This is a genomic window from Herbaspirillum sp. Her4 (genome assembly GCF_057961335.1).
This window is the reverse complement of record NZ_CM176330.1, coordinates 520,863-545,131: the sequence shown is the minus strand read 5'-3', so window position 1 is coordinate 545,131 and position 24,269 is coordinate 520,863. Positions and strand designations below refer to the sequence as shown.

At 61.4% G+C, this 24,269-nt stretch carries 25 protein-coding genes and 1 tRNA gene; 12 read left to right on the top strand and 14 right to left on the bottom strand.

Annotated features, from left to right (window positions below; all coding sequences use genetic code 11):
* Positions 1-115: 115 nt before the first annotated feature.
* A complete protein-coding gene (locus tag ACWFUC_RS02540) occupies positions 116-505 on the bottom strand; it encodes a dihydroneopterin aldolase (protein WP_008333021.1) in 390 nt (129 codons plus the stop codon).
* An 18-nt stretch (positions 506-523) separates the two neighbouring features.
* Positions 524-1,291: an SDR family oxidoreductase gene (locus ACWFUC_RS02535; protein ID WP_034332262.1), complete on the bottom strand. Its 768-nt coding sequence runs from the start codon at positions 1,289-1,291 to the stop codon at positions 524-526.
* Positions 1,292-1,326: 35 nt separating this feature from the next.
* Here ACWFUC_RS02535 and ACWFUC_RS02530 point away from each other — a divergent pair, with 35 nt between their 5' ends.
* The 5 genes from ACWFUC_RS02530 (at position 1,327) to ACWFUC_RS02510 (ending at position 6,344) form a co-directional block, all read left to right on the top strand.
* A complete protein-coding gene (locus tag ACWFUC_RS02530) occupies positions 1,327-2,487 on the top strand; it encodes a class I SAM-dependent methyltransferase (protein ID WP_343725638.1) in 1,161 nt (386 codons plus the stop codon).
* Positions 2,488-2,497: 10 nt separating this feature from the next.
* Positions 2,498-2,692 (top strand): DUF2905 domain-containing protein, encoded by a 195-nt coding sequence (locus ACWFUC_RS02525; RefSeq protein WP_034332265.1) that lies wholly within the window; start codon positions 2,498-2,500, stop codon positions 2,690-2,692.
* A 21-nt stretch (positions 2,693-2,713) separates the two neighbouring features.
* Positions 2,714-3,370 carry a response regulator gene (locus tag ACWFUC_RS02520; RefSeq protein ID WP_034332266.1) on the top strand — a complete coding sequence of 219 codons (657 nt, stop codon included), beginning with the start codon at positions 2,714-2,716 and terminating at the stop codon, positions 3,368-3,370.
* A complete protein-coding gene (locus ACWFUC_RS02515) occupies positions 3,367-4,701 on the top strand; it encodes an ATP-binding protein (RefSeq protein WP_489624001.1) in 1,335 nt (444 codons plus the stop codon). Before ACWFUC_RS02520 ends, ACWFUC_RS02515 begins: the two co-directional genes overlap by 4 nt.
* Positions 4,702-4,859: 158 nt before the next feature.
* Positions 4,860-6,344, top strand: a complete 1,485-nt coding sequence (locus ACWFUC_RS02510) for a DegQ family serine endoprotease (protein WP_489624000.1) — start codon at positions 4,860-4,862, stop codon at positions 6,342-6,344.
* 188 nt (positions 6,345-6,532) lie between these two features.
* Here ACWFUC_RS02510 and kefC read toward each other — a convergent pair whose 3' ends face one another.
* Together kefC and kefF are read right to left on the bottom strand one after the other, a co-directional pair.
* Positions 6,533-8,371: a glutathione-regulated potassium-efflux system protein KefC gene (gene kefC, locus ACWFUC_RS02505; RefSeq protein ID WP_489623999.1), complete on the bottom strand. Its 1,839-nt coding sequence runs from the start codon at positions 8,369-8,371 to the stop codon at positions 6,533-6,535.
* 80 nt (positions 8,372-8,451) lie between these two features.
* Positions 8,452-8,973 carry a glutathione-regulated potassium-efflux system oxidoreductase KefF gene (gene kefF, locus ACWFUC_RS02500; protein WP_489623998.1) on the bottom strand — a complete coding sequence of 174 codons (522 nt, stop codon included), beginning with the start codon at positions 8,971-8,973 and terminating at the stop codon, positions 8,452-8,454.
* A gap of 294 nt (positions 8,974-9,267) precedes the next feature.
* Between kefF and ACWFUC_RS02495 the strand changes: the two genes are divergently transcribed.
* The 5 genes from ACWFUC_RS02495 (at position 9,268) to ACWFUC_RS02475 (ending at position 12,806) form a co-directional block, all read left to right on the top strand.
* The gene (locus ACWFUC_RS02495; protein WP_039783471.1) at positions 9,268-10,437 is read left to right on the top strand and encodes a gamma-glutamyl-gamma-aminobutyrate hydrolase family protein; all 1,170 of its coding nucleotides are present in this window, start codon (positions 9,268-9,270) and stop codon (positions 10,435-10,437) included.
* A gap of 228 nt (positions 10,438-10,665) precedes the next feature.
* Complete coding sequence (locus tag ACWFUC_RS02490; protein ID WP_039783473.1) at positions 10,666-10,974, top strand: ElaB/YgaM/YqjD family protein; 309 nt, start codon at positions 10,666-10,668, stop codon at positions 10,972-10,974.
* An 11-nt stretch (positions 10,975-10,985) separates the two neighbouring features.
* Positions 10,986-11,396, top strand: coding sequence for a phage holin family protein (locus tag ACWFUC_RS02485; protein WP_039783474.1), 411 nt, complete (start codon positions 10,986-10,988; stop codon positions 11,394-11,396).
* Positions 11,397-11,451: 55 nt separating this feature from the next.
* Positions 11,452-11,898, top strand: coding sequence for a hypothetical protein (locus tag ACWFUC_RS02480; protein ID WP_489623997.1), 447 nt, complete (start codon positions 11,452-11,454; stop codon positions 11,896-11,898).
* Between the two features lie 176 nt (positions 11,899-12,074).
* A complete protein-coding gene (locus tag ACWFUC_RS02475; RefSeq protein ID WP_121040799.1) occupies positions 12,075-12,806 on the top strand; it encodes a YiaD family glycine zipper/OmpA-like lipoprotein in 732 nt (243 codons plus the stop codon).
* Between the two features lie 179 nt (positions 12,807-12,985).
* Here the strand turns inward: ACWFUC_RS02475 and ACWFUC_RS02470 are convergent, their stop codons facing one another.
* Entirely contained in the window at positions 12,986-13,546 is a 561-nt protein-coding gene (locus ACWFUC_RS02470) for a c-type cytochrome (RefSeq protein ID WP_134223671.1), read from the bottom strand.
* 243 nt (positions 13,547-13,789) lie between these two features.
* On the opposite strand from ACWFUC_RS02470, the gene ACWFUC_RS02465 reads away from it, so the two are divergent.
* Positions 13,790-13,865 (top strand) — tRNA-Arg (locus tag ACWFUC_RS02465).
* A 364-nt stretch (positions 13,866-14,229) separates the two neighbouring features.
* Here ACWFUC_RS02465 and ACWFUC_RS02460 read toward each other — a convergent pair.
* Complete coding sequence (locus tag ACWFUC_RS02460) at positions 14,230-15,156, bottom strand: glycosyltransferase family 2 protein (protein WP_489623996.1); 927 nt, start codon at positions 15,154-15,156, stop codon at positions 14,230-14,232.
* A 254-nt stretch (positions 15,157-15,410) separates the two neighbouring features.
* On the opposite strand from ACWFUC_RS02460, the gene ACWFUC_RS02455 reads away from it, so the two are divergent.
* Positions 15,411-16,877, top strand: a complete 1,467-nt coding sequence (locus ACWFUC_RS02455; protein WP_489623995.1) for a sugar nucleotide-binding protein — start codon at positions 15,411-15,413, stop codon at positions 16,875-16,877.
* A 16-nt stretch (positions 16,878-16,893) separates the two neighbouring features.
* Here ACWFUC_RS02455 and ACWFUC_RS02450 read toward each other — a convergent pair whose 3' ends face one another.
* The 8 genes from ACWFUC_RS02450 to ACWFUC_RS02415 all read right to left on the bottom strand — a co-directional run bounded on the left by ACWFUC_RS02450 (position 16,894) and on the right by ACWFUC_RS02415 (position 24,269).
* The gene (locus tag ACWFUC_RS02450) at positions 16,894-18,366 is read right to left on the bottom strand and encodes a PfkB family carbohydrate kinase (RefSeq protein ID WP_240733797.1); all 1,473 of its coding nucleotides are present in this window, start codon (positions 18,364-18,366) and stop codon (positions 16,894-16,896) included.
* 241 nt (positions 18,367-18,607) lie between these two features.
* Positions 18,608-19,414 carry a nucleotidyltransferase family protein gene (locus ACWFUC_RS02445; protein ID WP_240733796.1) on the bottom strand — a complete coding sequence of 269 codons (807 nt, stop codon included), beginning with the start codon at positions 19,412-19,414 and terminating at the stop codon, positions 18,608-18,610.
* Complete coding sequence (locus ACWFUC_RS02440; RefSeq protein ID WP_134223636.1) at positions 19,411-20,100, bottom strand: class I SAM-dependent methyltransferase; 690 nt, start codon at positions 20,098-20,100, stop codon at positions 19,411-19,413. The genes ACWFUC_RS02445 and ACWFUC_RS02440 overlap by 4 nt, the downstream gene beginning before the upstream one ends.
* A 38-nt stretch (positions 20,101-20,138) precedes the next feature.
* The gene (locus ACWFUC_RS02435) at positions 20,139-20,921 is read right to left on the bottom strand and encodes a phytanoyl-CoA dioxygenase family protein (protein ID WP_489623994.1); all 783 of its coding nucleotides are present in this window, start codon (positions 20,919-20,921) and stop codon (positions 20,139-20,141) included.
* 17 nt (positions 20,922-20,938) lie between these two features.
* A complete protein-coding gene (locus ACWFUC_RS02430; protein WP_039783576.1) occupies positions 20,939-21,994 on the bottom strand; it encodes a zinc-binding dehydrogenase in 1,056 nt (351 codons plus the stop codon).
* A gap of 5 nt (positions 21,995-21,999) precedes the next feature.
* Complete coding sequence (locus ACWFUC_RS02425) at positions 22,000-22,668, bottom strand: class I SAM-dependent methyltransferase (protein WP_134223633.1); 669 nt, start codon at positions 22,666-22,668, stop codon at positions 22,000-22,002.
* A 3-nt stretch (positions 22,669-22,671) separates the two neighbouring features.
* Positions 22,672-23,670 (bottom strand): aminoglycoside phosphotransferase family protein, encoded by a 999-nt coding sequence (locus ACWFUC_RS02420; protein ID WP_489623993.1) that lies wholly within the window; start codon positions 23,668-23,670, stop codon positions 22,672-22,674.
* Positions 23,664-24,269 carry a hypothetical protein gene (locus ACWFUC_RS02415; RefSeq protein WP_039783494.1) on the bottom strand — a complete coding sequence of 202 codons (606 nt, stop codon included), beginning with the start codon at positions 24,267-24,269 and terminating at the stop codon, positions 23,664-23,666. The genes ACWFUC_RS02420 and ACWFUC_RS02415 overlap by 7 nt, the downstream gene beginning before the upstream one ends.

Here is a 24,269-nt window from a genome sequence, read left to right as displayed (position 1 = left end):
GGACTGAGTAGATCCGAAGGATCGTATCGAAGGCGCATCGACTCATCTGACATTGGCGCGCCTTCGATACGCTTCGCTACTCAGTCCGAACGGCTAACTGGATGCGACCCTTAATTCAAGCCTTGATCCGGAAAGTCTCCACCCCCACCGAATCACAATCCGGATACACATCCGGCTTCTCGGTGGACACCCGCACCGCGCGCACCTTGGGGTGGGCCAGCATGGCGGTCATGACGTCGTCGCACAGGGTTTCCTGCAGGTGGATGTGGCCGCGCGCCATGCGTTCGGCGATGGTGGAGCGGATGAAGTCGTAGTCCACCACTTCGTCCAGGTGGTCGGCCGTCGGCGTGGTCTCGGCCAGCGGGACGTAGAGGTCGACGTTGATCAGGATGCGCTGCTCACCCTTCTTTTCGAACTCGTGCACGCCGATGTTGATGAACACCTCGTAGTTGCGCAGGAACAGGCGGCGGCAATCTTGCAGGGAAGGATGGGAGAGAAAGAGCATGATCAGAAAAAATTAAGGTTATTTCGCCACGAACATGACGTCGCGCGAAAGGGGAAGCAAATGCTGGCCGCCATCGACCAGCAGGGTAGTGCCCGTGACAGCCCGCGCCGAAGCGACGTAGCAGACCGCAGCGGCAATGTCCTCGGGCGTGCTGCCACGGCCCAGGGGGGTGACCGTGTGCGCCTTGTCGAACTGGTCCTCGGTCTGGTCGCCCGAGACCATGGTCAGCCCGGGTGCCACGCCGACCACCCGCACCTTGGGCGCCAGTGCCTGTGCCAGCAGCGTGGTAGCGCTGTGCAGGGCGGCCTTGGAAAGGGTGTAGGACAGGAAGTCAGGGTTGGGATTGTACAGTTTCTGGTCCAGCAGGTTGATGACGACGGCCTGCTGGCCCTCCGGCGTGGCCTCGAACAAGGCCTGTGCCAGCAGCACGGGCGCGCCGACGTTGGCGCTCATGTGGCGCAGCAGGCGGTCATTGCCGAAGCTGGCGGCGTCATCGTAATCGAACAGCGAGGCGTTGTTGACCACGCAGGTGATGCGTCCCAGCGGCGCGGCCTGGGGCAGCAGGGAACGCACCTGGGCTTCGTCGCCCAGTTCGCCCTGCACCGCCAGGGCGCGGCGGCCCAGGGCTTCGATCTCGCGCACCAGCGTGTCGGCTTCCTCGCGCGAACGGTTGTAGTGGACCGCCACGTCCCAGCCCGCGCGGGCCAGAGCCAGCGCGATGTGACGGCCGATGCGGCGTGCGGCGCCCGTAACCAGTGCTATACCTGCAGAAGAGGGTGATGTCATGTTCCCGGTTTCCATTCGTCGATACAATACGGCCCATGCAACTGCAACTACCCGAACCCGGCGCTGACGCACAGTCCGCCTCGCATTCCCTCCAGCACCTGATCGCCGGCGAGATCGCCGCATCCGGCGGCTGGATCTCCTTCGAACGTTACATGGAACTGGCCCTGTATGCGCCGCAGGTCGGCTATTACAGCGGGGGTTCTTCCAAACTGGGCAAGGAGGGCGATTTTACAACCGCCCCGGAAATCTCGCCGCTGTACGGCGCGACCCTGGCCCACCTGGCCGCCGAAGTGATCGCGGCCAGCCCGCAGGTGGCCAATGTGCTGCTGGAATTCGGTGCCGGCACCGGCAAGCTGGCGCGCGACATCCTCACCGAATTGCAGTCGCGCGAGGCGCTGCCCGAGAAATATTTCATCGTGGAAATCTCGGCCCAGCTGCGCGCCCGCCAGCAGGAAACCCTGGCCGCTTTCGCGCCGCTGGTGGAATGGCTCGATGCCCTGCCGGAAACTTTCTCGGGTGTGGTGGTCGGCAATGAAGTGCTCGATGCCATGCCGGTGCGCCTGGCCATCAAGGCCGAAGAGGGCTGGCAGGAACGCGGCGTCACGGTCGATGCCACGGGCCGCCTGCAGTTTGCGGACCGCACCGTGAGCGATCTGCCGGTGGCGCAGATTCCCGAGGCCGAACCCTTGCCGGCCGGTTACCTGACCGAGCTGTCGCCGGTAGCCATCGGCTTCATGCGCACCCTGGGCCGCATGCTGGCCAGTGGTCCCGGTGCCTTGGCGATCCTTCCGGATTACGGATTCCCCGCCGCGGAATACTACCTGCCCGACCGCGACCAGGGCACGCTGATGTGCCACTACCGCCATCATGCCCACACCGATCCTTTCTACTGGCCGGGTTTGCAGGACATCACCGCGCACGTGGATTTCACGGCGATGGCGGTGGCGGCAGTAGAGGAGGGCGCGGAGGTGCTGGCCTATACCAGCCAGGGCGCCTTCCTGCTCAATGCCGGTATCGGCGAGCTGCTGCTGCGCACCTCGCCCGAGGACAGCCTGCGCTACCTGCCGTTGGCCAACGGCATGCAGAAACTGATTTCCCCGGCCGAGATGGGCGAGCTCTTCAAGGTGCTGGCCATTGGCAAGAACGTCGAATGGCCGGCCCGCATGCTGCGCCACGACCGCACCCATCGCCTGTGAGGAGCCGCGCATGATTCGCTGGATCGTTGTCATCTTCCTCTCGGTCATCGTGTTCTCGACCTTGTTGCCCTGGCTGGAAAAACTGGGCATCGGCCGCTTGCCGGGAGACTTGCGTTTCCGCTTGTTCGGCCGCATCTTTTCGCTGCCCTTCGCCTCGACCATCCTCATTTCGGTGGTGGTGTTCCTGCTGGCGAAGATCCTCTGAGTCCGATCAGGAGTAGTCAACATGCGCGTATTGCTGGTGGAAGACGATCCCATGGTGGGCGAGGCCGTGCGCAAGGGTTTGCGCCAGGATGGCTTCACCATCGACTGGGTGCAGGATGGCAAGTCGGCCGACGTGGCCCTGCGCACCGAGGACTACGCCATGCTGCTGCTGGACCTGGGCCTGCCGCAGAAGGATGGCCTGGCCGTGCTGCGCACCCTGCGTGAACGCGGCAGCGCCATTCCCGTGCTCATCACCACGGCACGCGATGCCGTGGCCGACCGCGTGGCCGGGCTCGATGCCGGTGCCGACGATTACCTCATCAAGCCCTTCGACCTGGAAGAACTGTCGGCCCGCATGCGCGCCCTTTCGCGCCGCCAGGCCGGACGCGCCGAAAGCCTGGTGCAGGTGCGCGAAGTGGTGTTGAATCCGGCCACGCATGAAGTGACCGTGGGCGGCAAGCCGGTCAATTTGTCGGCGCGCGAATTCGCGCTGCTGCACGCCTTCATGGACCGTCCGGGGGTGGTGCTCTCGCGCGCCCAGCTGGAAGAAAAACTTTACGGCTGGGATGACAGCATCGAGAGCAATGCCGTCGAAGTGCACATCCACGCGCTGCGCAAGAAGGTCGGCAGCGACTTCATCAAGAACGTGCGCGGCGTGGGCTACCTGGTGCCGGCATGAAATCGATCCGCAACAAGCTGCTGCTGTGGCTGGGACTGGGGCTGTTCTCCATCATCGTGCTGGCCGGCGTGGCGCTGTACTTCCAGGCGCGCGGCGAGGCCAACCAGATCTTCGATTACCAGATGCGCCAGATCGCGGCCTCGCTGCCGCGCCAGGCCTTCTCGCCGATCTCGCCGGGGCAGCAGTTCCCCGAGCTGGAGGACGAGATCATGATGCAGATCTGGGACAGCCGTGGCTCGGTCATCTATCACTCCCATGCACGCGGGGCCATGCCGCGCCAGGCTGAGCTGGGCTTTGCCAACGTGCGCGGGCCCAATGGCATGTGGCGCGTCTACAGCGCCCAGATCGGCAGTACCGTGGTGCAGGTGGCGCAGCCCCAGAGCGCGCGTGACGAGATCGCCGCGCAGATGGCGGTCAAGACGGTGGTGCCCTTGCTGTTGCTGTTTCCGCTCATCGGTGTGCTGTCGTGGGTGGCGGTCAGCCGGGGGCTGGCCCCGGTGCGCAAGGCCGCCGCCGAAGTGGCGGCACGCGACATGAACTCGTTGCAGCCGCTGTCGGATGTGGGCATGCCGCAGGAAATCCAGCCGCTCACGCATGCCTTGAATGACCTGCTGGCACGGCTCAAACACGCCACGGAAACGCAGCGTGCCTTCGTCGCCGATGCGGCGCATGAACTGCGCACACCGCTGACGGCCTTGCGCCTGCAGGCGCAACTGGCTGAGCGCGCCACCGACGAACAGGAGCGGCGCGCCGCCTTTGCCGATCTCAAGAACGGGCTGGAGCGCGCCACCCATCTGGTGCACCAGCTGCTCACGCTGGCGCGCCAGGAGCCCGATGCGATGGGCTTTGCGGAGGTCGACCTGCGTGCGCTGCTGGGCAGTGTCGTGGGCGACTTGTCCTCGGTGGCCGATCATGGCGGCATCGATCTCGGGCTGTCGGACCAGGGCGATGATGGCCGTCCGGTGCGCGTGCAGGGCAATGCCGATGCCTTGCGCATCCTCTTCAACAATCTGGTGGACAACGCCCTGCGCTATACCCCGGCGGGCGGCGTGGTCGATGTTGGCTTCGAATTTTCCGCTGCGGAAAGGTGTGCGGTGGTGATCCAGGACAGTGGCCCCGGCATCGCCGAGAGCGAGTTGCCGCGCGTCTTCGATCGCTTCTACCGGGCCCAGCGCGCGCAGGAACAGGGCTCCTCACGCGGTGCCTTCGGCAGCGGCCTGGGGCTGGCCATCGTGCGCCAGATCGCCGACCTGCACCGGGTGCCGGTGGAATTGCGCAATACCGGGCGCGGCTTGCAGGCGCGCGTGGTCTTCACGCTGTTGCCGGCCTGAATCGCTTGCCGGATGGCGTTTTCGGAGCATTAAGCGCGGATTAATGCTCAATTTTCCAGCCTTAAGTTTGTCTTAATTTTCACTGCTTAATCTTCACTCCAACGGTTGAGGCCCAACGGCCCCGACCCTCGATATCCCGTTCGATCAAGGAGAAGAAGATGAGCCGTCGCATCGTTTTTGTTCGTAACACGTTGGCTGTGATGATTGCCGCGGTGGTTGGCGGCAGCTACGTCTATTTTCGTGGTGCCGACCTGCCGTCGGCGCACGCGGCCGCGCTCAACGCCCCGCTGGTGGCGTCCAATACCGCGCCCGCTGCCCCGGCCGGACCGGTGGTCGCGGCGGCGACCGATTTCTCGGGCATCGTCCAGCGTTACGGCCCGGCGGTGGTCAACATCAGCGTCACCGGCAAGGCCCGCAAGGTCGCCGATGACGACGACAATGGCCTCGATCCGAACGATCCCTTCTCCGAATTCTTCAAGCGCTTCGGTCCGCAACTGCAGATGCCGCAGCAGCCTCGCATCATGCACGGCCTCGGCTCCGGTTTCATCATCTCGTCCGATGGCCTGATCCTGACCAATGCCCACGTGGTCGATGGCGCCCAGGAAGTGGTGGTCAAGCTGACCGACCGCCGCGAGTTCAAGGCCAAGGTGCTGGGCATCGACAAGCAGAGTGACATCGCCGTCATCCGCATCGATGCCAAGAACCTGCCCACGGTGCAGATCGGCGATCCTTCCCGCGTGAAGGTCGGCCAGCCGGTGCTGGCCATCGGCTCGCCCTACGGCTTCGACAACACGGCCACCGCCGGCATCATCAGCGCCAAGTCGCGCAGCCTGCCGGACGACAACTACGTGCCCTTCATCCAGACCGACGTGGCCGTCAATCCGGGCAACTCCGGTGGCCCGCTGTTCGACCTGAATGGCCAGGTGATCGGCATCAACTCGCAGATCTACAGCCAGACCGGCGGCTTCCAGGGCCTGTCGTTCTCCATCCCCATCGATGTGGCGATGAAGGTCGAGCAGCAACTGGTCACGCACGGCAAGGTGACGCGTGGCCGCCTGGGCGTCTCGGTGCAGGACCTGAACCAGGCCTTGTCCGAATCCTTTGGCTTGAAGAAGGCTGAGGGCGCGCTGGTCAGTTCGGTGGAAAAGGGCAGCCCGGCGGACAAGGCCGGCTTGCAGGCGGGTGACGTGATCCTGAGCTTCGATGGCCACGCCATCGATCATTCGGTCGACTTGCCTACGCTGGTGGCCGATACCGCGCCGGGGTCCAGCAAGCCCATCCAGGTCATGCGCGGTGGCAAGGTCGTGACCATGAACGTGACCGTGGGCGAGATGAAGCAGGCCAAGAATGAGGCCAAGCCCGGCAAGTCCGATGACCAGGGACGTCTGGGGCTGGCGGTGCGTCCGCTGGACAAGGATGAGCAGGCCCAGATCGGTGGCCAGAAAGGCTTGCTGGTGGAAGACGCCGGCGGTCCGGCCGCAGTGGCCGGCATCCAGAGCGGCGACGTGATCCTGGCGCTCAACGGCACGCCCGTTTCCAGTGTGGCGCAACTGCGCAAGCTGGCCAGCGAGGCAGGCAAGAACGTCGCACTGCTGGTGGAACGCGGTGACGAAAAGATCTTCGTGCCGCTGGCCTTGAATTGAACTAAATCTTTTAAATGATTTGGATGATTTAAATGATATGCGGTACTGAGGTCTTCAAGTCTTGAGGTTTTGCAGTGAGTAGTACCGGTGAGCAGCAAGTAGCAAGCAGTGAGTAGTAAGTGGTAAGCAGTGAGTAGTAAGCAGTGAGGGATTTGGCCGGATGTGCGCAAGCGTGTCCGGCCGTTTTTTTATTCTTCCGCTGCCGTTTTGGCGGGCGCAGGTTTCTCGCGCCACTGGTCATGCGAGTGATCGCGCTGCATGGCTTCGCGGTCGCCGGCGAACATGGCTTGCAATTCCTCACGAGCCTGTACTGCCATGGACACCATCTGCGCCTGGTCCTTGTAGTGCGGGTAGAGCGCTGCCAGGGTTTTGAGATTGTGAGAGCGGAATTTCATCGCGGCTTCACGCGCACGATAGGCGCCGAAGTCCAGCTGCTGCAGCACCTGGCGGCCCATGTGCAGGGCGCTTTCGAAGGTCTCGCGCTCCAGCACCGTGACGCCGCGATCCATCAGGTCGTAGTAGTGCGTGACGTTGCGAGCACGGGCGGCGATCTGCAGGTGCGGGAATTCTTCGCGTACCTTTTCCACCATGTCCAGCGCGGCTTGCGCATCGTCGATGGCGATCACCAGGACCTTGGCCTTGTCGGCACCGGCAGTACGCAGCAGGTCGATGCGGGTGGCATCGCCATAGAACACCTTGAAGCCGAACTTGCGCAGGAAATCGATCTGGTCCGGATCGTGATCCAGCACCGTGGCGCCGATGTCATTGGCCGCCAGCAGACGGCCCACGATCTGGCCGAAGCGGCCGAAGCCGGCGATGATGACCTGGTTGTCCTGGGGGCCGATCTTGTCTTCCGGGCGGCGCTTGCCGCCTTCCAGCCAGCGCACCAGCAGGCGGTCATGCACCAGCAAGAGCAGGGGCGTGACCAGCATCGACAGCGCCACCACGACGACCAGCATGGACGAGATCTCGGGCGTCAACACCTTGGCGGTGACGGCGGCACCGAAGACGATGAAGGCGAACTCCCCGCCCTGCGAGAGCAGGAAGGCGAAGAACAATTGCTGCCCGCGCGGAATGCCGAAGCAGCGGCCGAGGAACCACATCACGCCGGTCTTGATGGTCAGGAAGCCCGCCACCATGCCGAGGATGCGCCACGGCTGGGCGAGGAATACGCCGAAGTCCACCGACATGCCCACGGCAATGAAGAACAGGCCCAGCAGCAAGCCCTTGAAGGGTTCCAGATCGCTTTCCAGCGCATGGCGGTATTCGGAATCGGCCAGCAGCACGCCGGCCAGGAAGGTGCCCAGCGCCATCGACATGCCCACCGATTGCATCAGCAGGCAGGTGGAGATCACCAGCAGCAGGGCGAAGGCGGTGAAGATCTCGCGCATGTCGGTCTTGGCGATGATGCGCAGGATGGGGCGGATCAGCACCCGTCCGCCGAAGATCAGCAGCGCGATCACCAGCGCCACCTGGCCCGCATGCAGCCAGCCCTGCCCGCTGCCCTGGCTGGCCGCCACACCCAGCAGGGGCACGGCGGCCATCATGGGGATGGCGGCGATGTCCTGGAACAGCAGGATGGAAAAGCCCGCCGCACCGGCCGGTGTGGCCGTGAGCTTGCGCTCGCCCAGCGTGGCCAGGGCGATGGCGGTGGAGGAGAGCGACATGCCCAGCGCACCGATGAGCCCGATGCGCCACGGTACGCCCGCGGCCAGCGCCGCAGCGAAGAGCGCCAGCGACACCGCCGCCACCTGCACGCTGCCCCAGCCGAAGATGGAGCGGCGCAGCGCCCACAAACGCTTGGGATCGAGTTCGAGGCCGATCAGGAACAGCAGCAGCACCACGCCGAATTCGGAGAATTCGAGGATGTGCTTGACCTCGGTGATGAGGCCCAGTCCCCACGGGCCGATGACGATGCCGGCCAGCAGGTAGCCCAGCACGGCACCCAGCCCCAGGCGCTTGGCAATGGGCACGGCGGCCACTGCCGCCAGCAGGTAGACGAGGGCGATCAGCAGTTGTTCATCCATGGCGGGGTCCGGTCAGTTGGTCAGTTGAAAGGGGAGGGCGCAGTGATGTGCGAGGATTGGTGAGAAATCCGATGCGTGGCTCATGCCTGCAAGCCTTCCAGGTAGCGTTCCACATGGCGCTGGAACTCGACCGGCGGTACATGGTGCGCACCATGCAGAATCAGCGGTTCCACCCACTGCATGCCGCACAGGCGCGCGGTCTGTTGATAGGGCGGCAGGAAATCGGCAAAGGGATGGCCGTGGCGGCCCGTGCTCTGGTAGGACGCCGTCTCTCCGCCGGTCGAGGCCACCAGCCAGAAACGCTTGCCTTCCAGCGCATGGCCATCGTGGCCGAAGGCCCAGCCGCGCGCCAGCACGCGGTCCAGCCATTCCTTCTGCAGGGCCGGCATGCTGTACCAGTGGATGGGATGCTGCATCACGACCAGCTCGGCCTGGCTCAGCAGTTGCTGTTCATGTTCAACGTCGATGTGGAAATCGGGATAGTGCTCGTAGAGATCATGCACGGTCACGCCGGGCAGGCGGGCGGCGGCTTCCAGCATCAGGCGATTGGTACGCGAGAGCTCGGCAGCGGGATGGGCGTACAGGATCAGGACCTTGGACATGTGTCGGCGCGGGCAATGTGGGTGGTGGGCAAGGTGGACGATGGCCTCCGGTGCAAATGGCCGGAACATGCATGGCCTTGGCGCTGTCTGCCCTTGCAAGGGATAGGAGTGTGCCACGAAAGGGCGCTGGCCGGCTTGGATGAAACTGCTTGCAGGCGGCGCCGTCCGCAGGTGTCCAAAGCCGGGCAATGCGAATATACTCAGCCACTCCCCGGGCCCGTCGCGCCATTGACGGCTTGCATGCCGCCGCTGGTACTCGCCGCAGTTCATTTCATCTGATTACTTATTGCAGCCATGTCCGACATCCAAGATTCCGAAGCCAATCTGCCGCCAGACCGCTCCCCGGGCGCGGTCCCGGCCAAGCCAGTGTCTGCCGACGCGTCCGGTACGCCGGCCGCATCACAGAATCCTGCCCAGCCCGCCGCAGCACCTGCTACCACCGTGGTAGCAGCTCCGGCAGCCTCTCCGGCGGTGCCGGCCGTTGAAGCCGTGACGCCGCCGGCCCAGCCGGGCGCGCAGCCCGCCACCGAGGCCGCCCACGGCCAGACGGCGGACCAGGCGCAGCAGCGCATCTATACCTCGCTGCCGCCGCCTCCGCATCACGCGGGCGATGCACCCTGGGCGCAGACCTGGCGCTTCCTGACGGCGCGCCTGCGCCAGCTGTCGGACAAGGCCGGCCGGCGCGTCATGCAGCGCACGCTCAAGATCGGCGTGTCGGCCCGCATCTTCCATCCGGAGAGCGGTGCCAAGGGCTTGCGCAGCAAGACCCTGCAGTATCTGGAAGAGTCGATCGCGCAATGGGTGATGTCGCGCGACGTGCTGGTCTTCATGATCCCCACCGTCAATACCAATGGCCTGGTCCACCCGAGCAATATTCGCCTGCGCGACTATGCCAAGCATCTGGATGGCCTGGTGCTGCAGGGCGGGGCCGATGTCTCGCCGCAGAGCTACGCGCAAGCAGCCACCCGGCCCGAATGGAGCGGCGACCGCGTGCGCGACATGTACGAGCTGGAACTGCTGCATGAATTCATCGAGGCCGGCAAGCCCGTGCTGGGCATCTGCCGTGGCTGCCAGCTGATCAACGTGGCCTTCGGCGGCACGCTCTACCAGGACATCGCCACCGATGTGCCGACCGCCATCCCGCACGTCAACGAGCAGTACGACAGCAATTATCACGCACTGCATTTCCCGCAGGGTTCGTCGCTGGCCGGCATGGTCAAGACCGAGAACGCCATCGTCAACTCCATCCACCACCAGGCGGTGCACAACCTCGGGCGCGACCTGTCGGTGGAGGCCGTCTCGGGGCCGGACCAGATCGTTGAAGCCATCCGCTACCGCAAGGCGCCGTTCGTGATGGGCTTGCAGTGGCACCCGGAATTCCACCGCGCGGGCGGTCCGGAGCTGCTGGACTGCACGCCGATCCTGGACAGTTTCCTGCGGGCAGCGCGCGAAACACGTTTCTGATCCGGCGCGATTGGCCGGAACCTAAGCCCGCCAGCGTCATCGAACCCTCTTTGCGCTGGCGCAAGCCAATTGCATCGCCTCTGCAGCATGGCTGCAATGCGCTACCCGCCTCGTTGCGGACTCTGTAGAATCAAACGGTCGTCGCAATGCAGCACCTCTTCAGGTGCGGCGTTCAGGGTGCGGCGACTTGCTAGTCTTTTCCATCACCGGCAAAAAAGGAGAATTTACATGCCTCAATCCCCCGCACTGAAGACCGTTCGCAATGACATGAAGACGCTGGTCAAGGACGCCCAGGCATTGTTCGCCGAAGCCGCCGCCGCCACCGGCGAGAAGGCTGACGAGCTGCGCGCGCGTGGCCTGACCCTGCTGGAAGCCGCTGCCGAAGCCGCCCAGACCGCTCAAGCCGCCGCCATCGAGAAGGGCAAGGAAGTCGCCGCCAAGACCGACGACTACGTCCACGAGAATCCGTGGCGTGCCGTGGCCATCTCGGCAGGCCTGGGCCTGCTGGTCGGCCTGGTCATCGGCCGCAGCAAGTAAGCGCCGCCCCGATGGCGACGCCCCACAAGGAAGGCCCGGCCGCACCTGCCGCGCATGCCGCCAACCCCGGCTTGACGGCGGGCCTGCTGGGCCTGGCCAAGAACCTGCTGGGCCTCATCATCAGCCGCATCGAACTGGCTTCGCTGGAGATGTCGGAGATCGGGGCCAATCTGGTCCGTTTCGCCGTCATCTTCGTGCTGGCCGCGGTCGCGTTGTGGTTCGCCATCGCCTTCTGGTCGGTGCTGGTGGTCATGCTGGCCTGGGATACCTGGGGCTGGAAGATCCTGGCCCTGCTGGGTTTCGTGTTCAGCGTGGCAACCGTGGGTCTGGTGTATTACGCCAGGTCGGTGCTGATGCAGGGCAAGCTGTCGCTGCCGCAGACCATGTCCGAGCTGCGCAAGGACCGCGATGCGCTGTTGTGATGAGACTGTCTGCACGTGAAGTCTGCGGCAATTTTCCTAGTTCAATGAGGACTGCATGAGCGATCAGGACCAGGGCATGACCCATGAGGAACGCAAGCGCAAGGTGCTGGCGCAAGGCGCGTTGTACCGGCTGGGCGTGATGGAAGCGCGTGAAGTCGTGCGCGAGAATCTCAGCGCCGAGTCGCTGGCCAAGGGTGCCTTGAGCCGCGTGGGCCATTTTGCCGCCTCGCTGTTCGGCGGCGGCAGGACGGTGCAATCGATCAAATCCCTGAAGTCGCTCAGCGGCGGACTGGGCAACCTGAATCTGCAGACGGTGACGCCGCTGCTGATGACCGGTGCCTCGCTGCTGTCACGCCGCTGGCTGCGCAAGCCGCTGATGATGGGCGGCGTGATTGCAGCCGTGGGCGGGCTGGCGTATTACTTCAGCCAGCGCGGCGGCAGCCGGGACCCATCGGATGCGTCCGATACGGCTGCATTGCAAGGGCCACCGGAGCCGGATTGAGGGCTTCGGGGTGATCCATGATGTTCCTGCAAAGGCATCCGGTTTTCCGGGTGCCTTTGTCATTCATGGATAGCGTTTTGGCAAGCGCGGCAGGAACATATCCGCCCCGATACGCTCTGAAGGACACCGGCCCATGGCCTGGACAACAAGACTGACAAGGCAAGAAAGGACATGACATGAAGAAAATTTCAATCGCAGCGATCGCCGGCGTGCTGGCGCTCTCCGGCTGTGCCGACATGAGCCCGACCCAGCGTGGCACGGCCACCGGTGCGGGTATCGGTGCCGGCCTGGGCGGCATCATCGGTGCAGCTACCGGCGGTGGCGGTGGCGGACGTGCGCTGGGTGGTGCGGCCATCGGCGGCGCCATTGGTGCGGTGGCCGGCAACATCTGGTCCAACCGCATGGAAAACCAGAAGCGCGCCATGGAACAGGCTACCCAGGGCACCGGCGTGCAGGTCACGCAGACTGCCGACAACCGTCTGAAACTGGAAATCCCCAGCGACATCTCCTTCGATACCGGCCGTGCCGACATCAAGCCGGAGATGCGCCCGGTGCTGGATCGTTTCGCCGCCACCCTGGTGGAGAACCCGGCCACCACCGTGACCATCGTCGGCCACACCGACAACACTGGCAGCGATGCCATCAACGACCCGCTGTCGCAGCAGCGCGCGGCGCGCACCCGCGATTACCTGACGACGCGCGGCGTGGCCGCCAACCGCTTCAACATCTCGGGCCGTGGTTCGCATGAGCCGCTGGTCCCCAACACCAGCGATGCCAACCGCGCCAAGAACCGCCGCGTGGAAATCTTCGTGGCCGAGCAGCAGGCTGCAGCACCGGCACAGCAGCAGGCACCGGCGGGTTATGCACCGGGCAACTACCCGCCGCCGCCTCCACCCCAGCGGTATTGAGGCGATATGAAGCTTTCTCCGATGCGCCCGGCATGAGGGCGCATCCGGAGGGGCTGGAATAGGGCGCAGGGGCTTTTGGCCCCACTTATACGTGAATGAAATTGAAAAAATCCCCGAATTTCGTTTCGGGGATTTTTTTTAGGCGAGGCCAGCGAGCGGGTCGCTGGCCACTGCGAGGATTACTTGGCGGGTGCGTCGGCAGCCGGTGCGGCGCCTTCGGCGGCGGCCGGGGCCTTCACTTCGGGTTCCTTGAACTTGGCGCCGGACTGGTTGGCCATGTAGACCACGGTACGCTGGATTTCGACGTCGTCCAGATCAGGATTGCCGCCCTTGGCGGGCATGGCGCGCAGGCCATTGATGGCGTGCGAGACCAGGGTGTCATAGCCTGCGGCGATGCGGGCCTGCCAGGAGGCGGCGTCACCGACCTTGGGGGCACCGGCCACGCCGGCGCTGTGGCAGGCGGCGCAGGTGGTCTTGTAGACTTCTTCACCGGAGAGCAGTTGCTTGGGGCCGTTGGCATCACGGAAGGTGAAGCCATCGTCGGAGACGGGTTTGATGCGTGCCGCGATCATCTCGGGCGTCTGGCTGTCGGAGCCGGCACCGGTTTTCTGGCCATTGGTGACGTACTGCACGAGCAGCACGATGCACACGATGGGGACCATAAAACCTGCGACGACGGCTGCGATCAATTGCTTGGGAGTCTTGATTGCCGACTCGTGTTCCTGCTGAGCTGAGCTCATGGGCGTCCCTCCGTAATGTTTCCTCGAAATTGGGGCGGAAAACGTCGGTTCCCTTTGTATTGCCTTATCGCCTGGCATTGCGTGGAACTGGGATCAGGCAGGGCTTTCATTGCGCTCTCTCGCCGAACTCTTGATTATAGTCACAATGCTTTCCGTTTGACACGGAAAAACCGCCAGCGCCATGGACGTCCAGCCGGAAAGACGGTATCCTTCAGGCCTTTCCGGGGTTCGCCCCGATTCAGCGCGGCTGTAGCTCAGTGGATAGAGTATTGGCCTCCGAAGCCAAGGGTCGTGGGTTCGATCCCCGCCAGCCGCGCCATTTCTTTTCCGCCTTCCTCACACTGAGAAGGGAATCATAAGTTTGCCGTTTAGAAGCCATTGCTTTTAAATGGCAAACGATGCTTCCACCTTAACTGAGCCGTGGCGACCACATCACCAATCCCGCCCATACACCAGAAATCCAACGCAATTATCTAAATTGCAACGTATTCCGCTGGGAAATATTATGCTGATCTTTCAGTTGATGTGCTTTGCGCAATATCAATTGGACCAGATGTCCGTATTGTTCTATCTACGCCCGAGTGCCTTGAGAGAAGCGTTCCAGCCGGGCGGGCAATTTTGATGCCCCAGACAACTTCACGCCCCAACCCACGCGCGGTGTCACCGTGAATCGAACGGCACTTTTACATATTGTTGAGAATGGTGTCCGCCGCCAGGATGATCGGCTTGTAGATTTCCTGAAAATTGCTTGATTGCTTGGCCTGTTCAGTGACGCCGCCGAATTTGGCGTAGAACAGGTTCTTCACAGCTTGGTGGAAATAGGGTTCATGCTTGATCTTCTGTCGCAAGCCGTAATCGCTGAAGTATTTCAGAATCAATATGCCCATTTCGTAGACCGCCCTGCCGGTGTGGACGTAGGTAACGTCCGATGACAGTTGGTTGGCGACCTTGCGGAAGGCCCCCACATACTCATCAAGGAAGTAGATCCCATCGGGATGAGCCAGGGCCATTTCGAGGGCCAGGTTCCAATCCTGTCCACGAAATTCACCCAATCCATCCGCCGCGGCCAGTTTGTTGAGCGAAAGATCGAGAAAGAATTCGTCCGCACCGTGCTTGGGAAGTGAGGCCGTCTTGTAGATCCCCAGGAACACGTAGTGGTCAAATCCCATCATCGCCTCAAAATCGCAACCGGCTTTGAAACGGCGTCCTTGCCAACCTGGATGTTGCAGGTCACTGTATTGGCCGTTTTCCAGGATCTTGTACTTGCCAAATCCCAAATCCGCATTGCGGCGTGCGGTTTCCTCGAACAACCTTGCCATCTGTTCGGGAAAGAAAAGGTCGTCCGTGGCCAGCATGGTCATGTAAGGTGTCTCTATCTGCGGATACATTTCCTGATAGGCTCGCATGACGCCAACGCTGGACGATTTTTCAAAGAAGCGGATGCGTTTATCCCCTGCATGCCGTGCCAGGATTTCGGCAGTATTGTCCGTTGATCCATCATTGAAAATGAACAGCTGAGTAACTGGAGAGGCTGGCGCAAACACGACATTGTTCAGCACGTTGTCCAGATAGATTCCGTGATTCTTGGTAGGGATAAGAAGGGTCAGCATAAAGGGAGATGATTTATCGGTTCAACGAAACAAACTTGTCTATCCGGGATTCAGCTTACATCGTAGAACATAGCGCGCCTTTTATAAATCCTTCGAGCCTGGAGCATGCCTATGGATTTTTCCGACAGCCATTTTACTGCTCCGGGCGAGGGTGATCAGGGCAGATTACGGCTTGTTTCGCTATCCAATTCCTGCCACAGGCCAGCCTGTTGCCCGTTAAAATCCTGAGGAAACCGGTACATCAATCAGGGAACATGAACCAGAGCGATCAACTCAACGCCCTCGTTGTCGGCAGCGACAGCCAGATCGGAAGCGTCCTGAAAACCCGCTTGCAACAGTCGGGCGCGAGCGTTATCGGAACCACCCGCAAGCTGACGAACGTGGACCAATCGACGCGGTATCTGGATCTGGAAGACCTGCAGATGGACCAGCTAGGGCAAGGTTTTGACTGTGCAATCATTTGTGCCGCCATGACCAATATCGCGCAATGCGATCAAGATCCCGTAAGAAGCAGGAAAATCAACGTTATCAACACGCTCAGGCTGATTGACTTTCTGGTCGGGCAGGAGTGCTTTGTGGTGTACTTGTCGTCCAATGCCGTGTTTGACGGAAGTCTGCCGTTTCGCACACCTGCCGATATACCCTGTCCCACCACCCTTTACGGTCGGTTCAAGCAGGAAGTGGAGCAGCACATCATCTCCCATTTCCCCCGGCAGGCCTGCGTGTTACGACTGACCAAGGTCATTTCCGACGATATGCCGTTGCTGTCCGAGTGGCGCACAAAAGTTGGAAACGGCGAGAAAATCAGAACCTTTACCAACAAGCTCATCTCACCGATCTCCGTCAGCGAGGTTGCCGAGGCGATCACGCTACTCATGCATCAGCGGGCCGGTGGCATCCATCAGCTTGGCGGGAGGGAAGAACTTTCGTTCACCCAGTTTGCCCGCCAGATCTTCAAGGACAAGCCCTCGGCGCTCGCGCTGATTTCCGCGGAAACCGATCCCTCCATCCAGCATATACAATACAACTCACTGATGACCCATTTACCCGACTACGCATCGGCCAAGGCCAGCTACAGCTTCGAAGGATCAGATCTGATCGTCGGATCGCTCCTCAGAAACGTCTCGCAAGGGTGTTATATCGATATCGGCGCGAATCATCCGGTCGTTCAGAACAATACCTACCACTTCTACCGATCCGGCTGGCGTGGTCTTGCGGTCGACGGCAACGATGAGTTCGGCGCGCTCTGGGGACAAATTCGCGCTGACGATATCTTTGTCACCGGGCTGATATCGGATGCGATCAAGGACGTTGAGTTCGCGATCTATCCGGAAAAGACCATCTCCAGCATGGATGCGGCAGCGATCGCACGCTACTCATCACGCTATCGCCCGGAGGACGTCATCGTGGAGAAACGGACCACAACGACCTTGTTCGACCTGAAAAAGACCTACCTGCCGGACGACGAGATTCATCTGCTGTCGGTCGATATCGAAGGCGAAGATCTGAATTGTCTGGTGGGAGCCAGATTGGATCAATGGCAGCCGGGCGTGATCGTGATCGAAACCAAGAACATGTCCCTGTACGACACCACGTCAAACGAGGTGGTACGGTATCTGACTTCCTTGGGTTACAGGCTCATCGCAAAGACGCCTCTGGATGCGTTTTTTGTCTTTCCTCAGAAGCATTATCTGCAGTGGATTCCGGCATCCATCCTGTAAAGCGGCCTTCCTTCATTTATTCGATATCGTGGAGCTCCTGCATCAGGTCGGAGGCCGAGAGCGGAATGTTCCCCACGCGGCTGACCTGGCAGGCTGCGGCAATCGACCCCAGATACATGCTCTGCCAGATGTCAGCCCCGACCGTCATCGCCATCGAGGAGCAGGTCAGTAGACTGTCACCTGCTCCTGCCGTATCCTTGGGCGTAGTATTGAACGCCGGGAGGCGATCGGTCAGCCACTCGAATTCGCCGTCGGATTGAGCATGCGCCAGAATGCCCTCTGCCCCGAGCGTGAGCAAGATATTGGATGACTGCGACCGCTGACGCAGTTTTTCCGACAACATGACAAGGCCGGCACTGTTGTCACGCACGGCAAGCCGCGCTTCGCGTTCGGTAGGAGTGAGGAGGATAGCTCCCTTGAATCTTGAGACGTCGCCGATCTGCGAGGAAGACTGGCTATCAGCGACGAAAGGGATGTTGCGCTTGGTGCAGGCCTCCACGAGCTGGTCCACCACCACCTGGGGCAGGCACCCATAGTTGAAGTCAGAGAATATGACCAGATCACAATTGTTCAGGACGCTCTTGACCTTCTCGACAAAACGCTGTCCCAGTTTCAAGTCGATATCATGCTGGCGCAGATGACTGACGCGCAACAAGGTCTTTCCCGCAGCGCGAAAGCGTTGCTTCAGCGTAGTGGGGCGACTGTCGTCTTCAAAAATGGTGGCATTGACCTTGTATTCCTGCAGTTTCTCGCGCGCGAAGTCGGCTGCTGCATCGATTCCAGAAACGGAAAAATAGCTGACCTCGGCCCCCAACCTGCACGCATGCGAAGCGACAATTCCTGCTCCCCCGATGAAGCGTTCCTGCAAGATCGGGGTGACGACCAAGGTGGGATCTTCCTGGGACATCCCGAGTGCATCGCAACTGACGTACTCGTCCACGATCAGATCGCCGATGACAGCAACCCGCAGACCCCGAAACTTGTTCAAGACTGCGCGCAGATCTTTCATCGTGAAGCCATGACGCATCGGAAAGTCCAGCGGCCGAACGATCGAAGACATATTGGGCTCGAGAAACTCGCGCTTGAGCAACTCGATGGATGAAAAACGCATTTCACCTGAACTGAACATCAACTTGCCGCCATATTCGTCCACAGCAGACTGCTCGATGTTAAAGCGGGATTCGTATTCGCCTCCCTTGACCACGACAGCAGGCTGGAGCAACTTGACGATTTCTTCAGGCGAGGACTCCATGACGAAGGCATAGTCAACGAAGCTGATTGCGGTCACGCCCTCGAAGCGTAACTGAGCCGGGAGGACAGCTCCTACCACATGATCACCAGCCAGGCCGACCACCAGAAAATCACCGCATTCGGAGGCGAATTTCAGCAAGCGCAAGTGGCCAGGATGGACCGTATTGAAGTTGCCGGAGACGAAAACGATCCGCGCATCATCTCCAGCCCGAGCCTTGATCTCCTGAAGTGCGGCCATGTCAGGGTGCGATGAACTATCCAATCTCGTCTCCATTACCGTGTGTTGTTGAGAAGCGTGCGGTGATCCACCAGGAAGGTTGCATTGAATCCGCAAGGCCATCCGGATGCCCCATGCCTGCAGAGAATACCCGCTTGCCCTCGCGGACCATCCGTAAAACAAGCTTGCAAAGGGATTTCAAACACTGAATTTGCTCAACGCAGTCATCGGAGTGCGCTCGGGCATTTCGATGCGACTCCCATCAGCCAGGATCAAGATCGGCCAGAGTACGCGAGACATCCGGCCCAAGGGCATCCAGCAGCTGATGCCAGGCTGCGGCGTTCTCCGGCCTGGCTGAGGGCATGCCAAAGTCTTTCTGAGCCAGCTGCCAGCTGCTGATTGTGCCGATGTCGCGATGATAATCGCTATTCAGGAAGGTAAATATGCGTCCCACGAAATGCGGAATGACCTGTGTACTCAAATCGACCTCTTGCATTCCCAATGATGCGATGAATGACACTACCTCCGGCTCCATCACATAGACGGCGGCATTGGCAAGGTTGCCCGGGGGATGCTCGACCTTTTCATGGAATGCCTGAACCATGCCGCGGCCATCGATCTCGACGATCCCGCAGGAACGCGGCTCCTCCGCCTCGAACAGCATCATGGTCATCGCCGCTCCGTGCGGACGTCGCCGATGCGCTTCAAAGAATGCGCTGCAGTCGAAGCGCGTCAGGTTATCAGCATGCGCAATGAGCAGCGGTTCGTTGCCGAAGAATGATCGATTCGCCAGCACTGTCCCTCCCGTGCCCAGCAGCGCATGTTCGTGGCTCAAATTGACCCGGCCAAACCAGCTGCTGTGCTCAATGTAGCTCTCCACCAGAGGGGCGAGGTAATGCGTATTGATGAGAACATCGGTCACTCCCTGGTCTAGCAGGCTCTGTATCCAATAATCAAGCAGTGGACGTCCATTGATCGGAACCAGGCACTTAGGAAGAAACGAAGTGAGTGGCTGCAACCTAGTTCCAAATCCCGCGGCCAGCAGCAGCGTGCGGGGAGTTGCCGTCACGCGGCGTCCTTTTTGCCGCAACACACTGCGATCAGATAGTGCGCCATGGGATAGAACCCGGTGTGGACTGTTTCATCGTTCATGGAGAACAGAAACACATTGTGGAAATGATTTTGCATCAATGCCTTGAGATCCTTTCCGCTCTTGCAATTGACGTGTCCCGCTTTGCTTTGCGGTGAGGCATATGCCTGCGACTCGAGTGAGGGCATGCCAACGATCATCACCCCCTGTTCGGTCAAGGACTGCATTGCATTCGAGAGGAAAATAACTTCTTTCTCCGGCTCGATGTGTTCCAGGACATCCAGGCTGAAGACCGCATCGAACTGGCCGGGTACCGGGCCGTCCAGCATGTCATGGACGAAGCTCGACATCGGCCATGCCGGGTTCATCCTTGCTTTCACATCTTCGATGAAGAGCGGATCAAAATCGACGGCCGTGACGTGCCTCACTTCTTGCTGCACCAGTCGCGTCCCGAAAGCATCAGCGCAACCTATTTCGAGAACCTGCTGACGGCCGGCCAGCATCTTGGCAACGAATTTGTACCGAGCTAGTGTGAAGAGGGTTCGCTTTGGATCTTCATTCCACGAAGCGTTAGCCATTAGGCCGAACTGGCTCACGCCATGCTTTTCAACAATGTCGAAAATTTCAGCGTATTGAGGTTCCTTGGTTTGAACGGGAGTTTTCATGCATCAGATTCCATTTTGAAAGGTGATCAGAATGGCCTTCAGCGGCGCTCTTGCCGCAAAGGCGGAAACACCATGGTGATTTCGACGCTCACGCGGGTCTGGTCCCCCAGATTGACCGCCCCCCCATGCAGAATGCCTTCGTTGAAGATGAGCATGTTGCCGGGCTCCGTGAGCATCAGCTGCGCACCCAGTGTCGCAGGATCTTCATCGATGATGGGCTTCATACCGCCGGCACCGGGTTCGCCGTGGTAGCGATACTGGCGGCGATGCGAATCGGGCACGATCATGAGCCCGTTGCGCCCCGGCTGTGAATAGATCGGAATCCAGATCTTGACGGTCTCCGCCTGTGCCGCGAAGGCGCGATCGTCCATGCCCATGACATCGTGAAACCACTTGTCGGCATGCATGCCGCCGATGTCGCGTGGCGCATTCGGGCGCACCAGTCTCCAGTAGATCTCTTCGCGTCCGGCCTCGTGGGTATCCCCATAAAAGACGTCGGAAATGGCAAAATCGCCCATCTCCGCACGGATGGTCTGCAGGAACGGCAGTCCGCGAATCTGCTGGCAGCTGTGCAGCGGCAGGCAGCGATGCTGCTTGGGCCAGAGTGATTCGTGCTGCAGCAGATGGGACAGCTCGTGGTAACGCGCAATGCCCACTTCCCCGAATTGCGCCGCCAGTTCAGGATGCGCCCTACCGATCACGTCGAGCCACTGCTCGGTGATGGCCGCGCGAAACACCTCCAGCTCCTCAGGCGTGAGCCGGAGATCGCTGGAGTAGCCGGGCGTGTCGAAAATCTTGTGCTTCAGGTTCAGTGCAGTCATGGCGTGCTCGCGCTGGGTCAGTCGTGCATGCGGATCAGGCAGCGGCCCGACATGGCACCGCTGCGCATGCGCTGGATGGCGACGTTGATGTCGTCCAGCTTGAAGTGCTCGGTGATGAGCGGCTTGAGCTGGATGAGGCCGGCATCAAGCAGCCTGGTATAGCGGGGAATGTCGACATGCGGCACGGCCTCGCCGCCATGCGAGCCACTGATGGTCTTCTCGAAGTGCAGCGGCAGCGAGTAGATGCTGATGTTGCGGCCGGCACGCGGCACCCCCACCAGAACCACGCGTCCCTGCGCCTTGGTCAGCTCATAGCCCATCTCGATGATGGACGGCTGTCCGGTGTTGTCGATGAAGACGTCGATGCCCTGCTTGCCCGTCAGCTCCAGCAGCGCTGTGCGTGCATCGACCTGGCTGGCATTGATCAGGTGCGTGGCACCGACCTGTTTGGCCAGCGCCAGCCGGCCTTCGTGCAGATCGACCGCAATGATGGGATAGGCCGAGCGCAGCGAGGCTGCCTGGATGATGTTCAGGCCGACGCCGCCGGCACCGAAGACCACCACCGATTCCCCCAAACGGATGTCCGCATTGTTCTCGGCCACACCGAAGCCCGTGGTGACCGCACACCCGAACAGTGCCGCAACATCCATGTCGCTGGAGGGATCGATACGCGTGACACGATTCTCCGAAACGATGGCGTATTCGTTGAAGGTCGCAATCAGGCCGGCGTTGAGCGGCTTGCCGCGCCAGGTGTACTTGGGCGGAAGCGATTCGATACCCTGGCTCTTGCGCCAGTGCAATACCACACGATCGCCCGGCTTGACGAAACGCACGCCCGGACCGACTTCCTCCACGATGCCCGAGGCCTCGTGGCCGAGCAGGTGCGGCAGGTACTTGTCCTCGCCCTTGGCGCCGTCGATTTCACCGAGCTGGGAGCCGCATACGCCGCTGACGCCGATCTTCACCAGCACTTGTCCGACCTCGAGCTGCGGCGGCAGTTCGACCTCATCGATGATCAGCGGCTGTTGCAGTTCGGCCAGGATGGCCGCACGCATGGTCTTGGGAATGCTCATGGTGTTCACTCGAAATAGATGAGGGAATGGTCGCCGGTATAGCCAGTCTGGCGGAACCACCAGTCCCATTCTTCGGGGGTGCAGAAGGCTTCGCAGGTGACCTGCCAATACAGCAGGTTAGCCTTTTCGGTTTCGTTGCGATATGACTCTACGCAAACATACTTCTGCTTGCCGACCCGCTCCATCTCCCGCAAGGCCTTGTCCAGATCGTAGTTGTGCAGGTTGTGCAGCGTGGTGATGGAAAAGACGAAATCGAAATATTGGTCAGGGAAGGGCAGGCTGGTGGCATTGCCCAACAGCAGGCGATCGCGGATCTCTTCCTTGGCATGCTCCAGCGCATACGGAGAAATGTCGAGGCCATGGATTTCCAGGCCGGGGACCAGCAGCGACATCTCGTACAGCAGAAATCCCTTGCCGCATCCCACGTCGAGCACTTTGTCGCCCGCCTTCAGGCCATAGTGGTCGATCATCGCCTGCGCCACCGGTGCCCAGCGGCCCGGCATGTAGCGATAGCCGCCGTAGCAGATGCGGCGATCGCCGTCCCAGTAGTCGAATCCCCATTGCTTGGCCAGCTCGGCCGCCTTGGGCTTGGGGAATTCAGGGTCGTTCACGCGCGCCAGATAATCGCGCTGGGTGCTTTTGTGAACGGAGCTGAGGAAATCGATGTAGGCCATGTCTTATACCAGTCTGGATTGGAAAAATTGTCGCGCCTTGTCGAGCTGGGTGCGCTTGCGCTGCTCCACTGAAATCGAGGCATCGGCAAACTGCCGTCGCCGCGCGGCTTCGGGCAGGAATTCGTTGAGCATGATGCAGCACCATTTGGCTTGCATCACCGGCAGCAGCTGCCGGGAGCGCTCACGCAGGCAGCTGGCCCGCTCGGACCAGGCCAGTGCCTGGCCGGCAAAATCCTCGAAGTCGCCAAAGGGTACCGGGACGGCGGGCTGGCAAAAGAAGTCACCGATCATCTTGGCCGGATCATCCCACCCGGCGTATTCGAAATCGATGAAGCACAACTGGCCATCAGGTCGCAGCAGGACGTTGTGAAAGCCGAAGTCGGAAGGCGATATGCAACGGTCCGCCTCCAACAGCACTGGTAGACCCTCGGCAACCAGCCGTGCACGGTGGCGCTGCCAGACTGCCGCCATCTCGCTGATCAGTGCCTGCGCTTGTGCGTCCAGCGCATCGCCGGGGATCATGGCCTGCAGGCGCGCGATGCGGCGGTCGACGGTGGTCAGGTGTTGCGTCAGATCGAAACAGGCTTCGGAGGCCGGCGGCAGATCGTGACCGTCGTGCCGCGCCGCATTGAGGACGTGCAGAAATTGTGCGGCGGCCATGACATGGGCCGATGTCAGTCGTGCTGCGGCGATCTTCTCGCCATGGACGTATTCGTAAAGGCCGACCCGCTGTTGGAGGTCGCAGGCGAGCGCGCGCGGAACGCAGCGCAAGCCGAGCTTGCCGGCGTAGCGCAGGAAACGGTACTCCGCTCCCAGGCGGTCGCGGGTATCGGCAGCATCGCTGAAATAGGCCTTGGCCAGATAGCGGCCACCTGCCGTGTCGACGGCATAGACGCGGTTGTTGCCGCCGCCGTCGAGCGCAGTGAGGCGCAGGTCGCCAGCATCCAGTCCCGACTGTGTCAGCAAGGCCGTGATGGTGGCTTGCAGCCCGGTGTTCACCATCGTTCCTCGAAGAAGGCCCGGATCCCCGGCCATCCACTGAGTCGCGTGAATTCCGATGTGGCGGCATGATTGCCCTCGGGATCGAACAGCAGGCGCACCGTCTGCGGCGGGAACCCCGGCATGCGCAGGATCTCGGGCAGATCGTCGATGAAGTAATCGCAGCCGCAGTCGGCGATGCGCGCGATCTTGGCCTCCTTGGTTGGCTCGAAATACACGGCCTGCACGGCGTCCTTCCCGGTGGCTGCGCGCAGCGTGCCGTCAATCCAGCCGGTGGCCGCCGCATGCAGATCGTGTTGCGGACCTTTGAAGGGATAGCGGGTCTTGTGGCTGATGATCAGCAGTTCGGCACCCCGCACAGAAGCCTGACGGATGAAGTCGAACACGCCCGCAAAGGCTTCGGCCTCGCCCATGCGGGCGCCGTAGACATCGCCCTGCAGTTCGGTGAAGACGGCATCCTGGCCTGCTTCGCGCAGGTAGTCGCGCACGGCGAGTTTGGAGACCGGCAAGCTCGCCGGGACCAGTCCCTGCTCGGTCGCCACCTTGTGGAACAGCGAGTCGTAGGTGACGATGGTGTTGTCGAAATCCAGTCCGATGCGCAT

Excerpts from the sequence above, each read along its gene's own strand:
- ACWFUC_RS02540 (WP_008333021.1), bottom strand. The coding sequence starts at position 505 with ATGCTCTTTCTCTCCCATCCTTCCCTGCAAGATTGCCGCCGCCTGTTC.
- ACWFUC_RS02535 (WP_034332262.1), bottom strand. The coding sequence starts at position 1,291 with ATGACATCACCCTCTTCTGCAGGTATAGCACTGGTTACGGGCGCCGCA.
- ACWFUC_RS02530 (WP_343725638.1), top strand. The coding sequence starts at position 1,327 with ATGCAACTGCAACTACCCGAACCCGGCGCTGACGCACAGTCCGCCTCG.
- ACWFUC_RS02525 (WP_034332265.1), top strand. The coding sequence starts at position 2,498 with ATGATTCGCTGGATCGTTGTCATCTTCCTCTCGGTCATCGTGTTCTCG.
- ACWFUC_RS02520 (WP_034332266.1), top strand. The coding sequence starts at position 2,714 with ATGCGCGTATTGCTGGTGGAAGACGATCCCATGGTGGGCGAGGCCGTG.
- ACWFUC_RS02515 (WP_489624001.1), top strand. The coding sequence starts at position 3,367 with ATGAAATCGATCCGCAACAAGCTGCTGCTGTGGCTGGGACTGGGGCTG.
- ACWFUC_RS02510 (WP_489624000.1), top strand. The coding sequence starts at position 4,860 with ATGAGCCGTCGCATCGTTTTTGTTCGTAACACGTTGGCTGTGATGATT.
- kefC (WP_489623999.1), bottom strand. The coding sequence starts at position 8,371 with ATGGATGAACAACTGCTGATCGCCCTCGTCTACCTGCTGGCGGCAGTG.
- kefF (WP_489623998.1), bottom strand. The coding sequence starts at position 8,973 with ATGTCCAAGGTCCTGATCCTGTACGCCCATCCCGCTGCCGAGCTCTCG.
- ACWFUC_RS02495 (WP_039783471.1), top strand. The coding sequence starts at position 9,268 with ATGTCCGACATCCAAGATTCCGAAGCCAATCTGCCGCCAGACCGCTCC.
- ACWFUC_RS02490 (WP_039783473.1), top strand. The coding sequence starts at position 10,666 with ATGCCTCAATCCCCCGCACTGAAGACCGTTCGCAATGACATGAAGACG.
- ACWFUC_RS02485 (WP_039783474.1), top strand. The coding sequence starts at position 10,986 with ATGGCGACGCCCCACAAGGAAGGCCCGGCCGCACCTGCCGCGCATGCC.
- ACWFUC_RS02480 (WP_489623997.1), top strand. The coding sequence starts at position 11,452 with ATGAGCGATCAGGACCAGGGCATGACCCATGAGGAACGCAAGCGCAAG.
- ACWFUC_RS02475 (WP_121040799.1), top strand. The coding sequence starts at position 12,075 with ATGAAGAAAATTTCAATCGCAGCGATCGCCGGCGTGCTGGCGCTCTCC.
- ACWFUC_RS02470 (WP_134223671.1), bottom strand. The coding sequence starts at position 13,546 with ATGAGCTCAGCTCAGCAGGAACACGAGTCGGCAATCAAGACTCCCAAG.
- ACWFUC_RS02460 (WP_489623996.1), bottom strand. The coding sequence starts at position 15,156 with ATGCTGACCCTTCTTATCCCTACCAAGAATCACGGAATCTATCTGGAC.
- ACWFUC_RS02455 (WP_489623995.1), top strand. The coding sequence starts at position 15,411 with ATGAACCAGAGCGATCAACTCAACGCCCTCGTTGTCGGCAGCGACAGC.
- ACWFUC_RS02450 (WP_240733797.1), bottom strand. The coding sequence starts at position 18,366 with ATGGCCGCACTTCAGGAGATCAAGGCTCGGGCTGGAGATGATGCGCGG.
- ACWFUC_RS02440 (WP_134223636.1), bottom strand. The coding sequence starts at position 20,100 with ATGAAAACTCCCGTTCAAACCAAGGAACCTCAATACGCTGAAATTTTC.
- ACWFUC_RS02435 (WP_489623994.1), bottom strand. The coding sequence starts at position 20,921 with ATGACTGCACTGAACCTGAAGCACAAGATTTTCGACACGCCCGGCTAC.
- ACWFUC_RS02430 (WP_039783576.1), bottom strand. The coding sequence starts at position 21,994 with ATGAGCATTCCCAAGACCATGCGTGCGGCCATCCTGGCCGAACTGCAA.
- ACWFUC_RS02425 (WP_134223633.1), bottom strand. The coding sequence starts at position 22,668 with ATGGCCTACATCGATTTCCTCAGCTCCGTTCACAAAAGCACCCAGCGC.
- ACWFUC_RS02420 (WP_489623993.1), bottom strand. The coding sequence starts at position 23,670 with ATGGTGAACACCGGGCTGCAAGCCACCATCACGGCCTTGCTGACACAG.
- ACWFUC_RS02415 (WP_039783494.1), bottom strand. The coding sequence starts at position 24,269 with ATGCGCATCGGACTGGATTTCGACAACACCATCGTCACCTACGACTCG.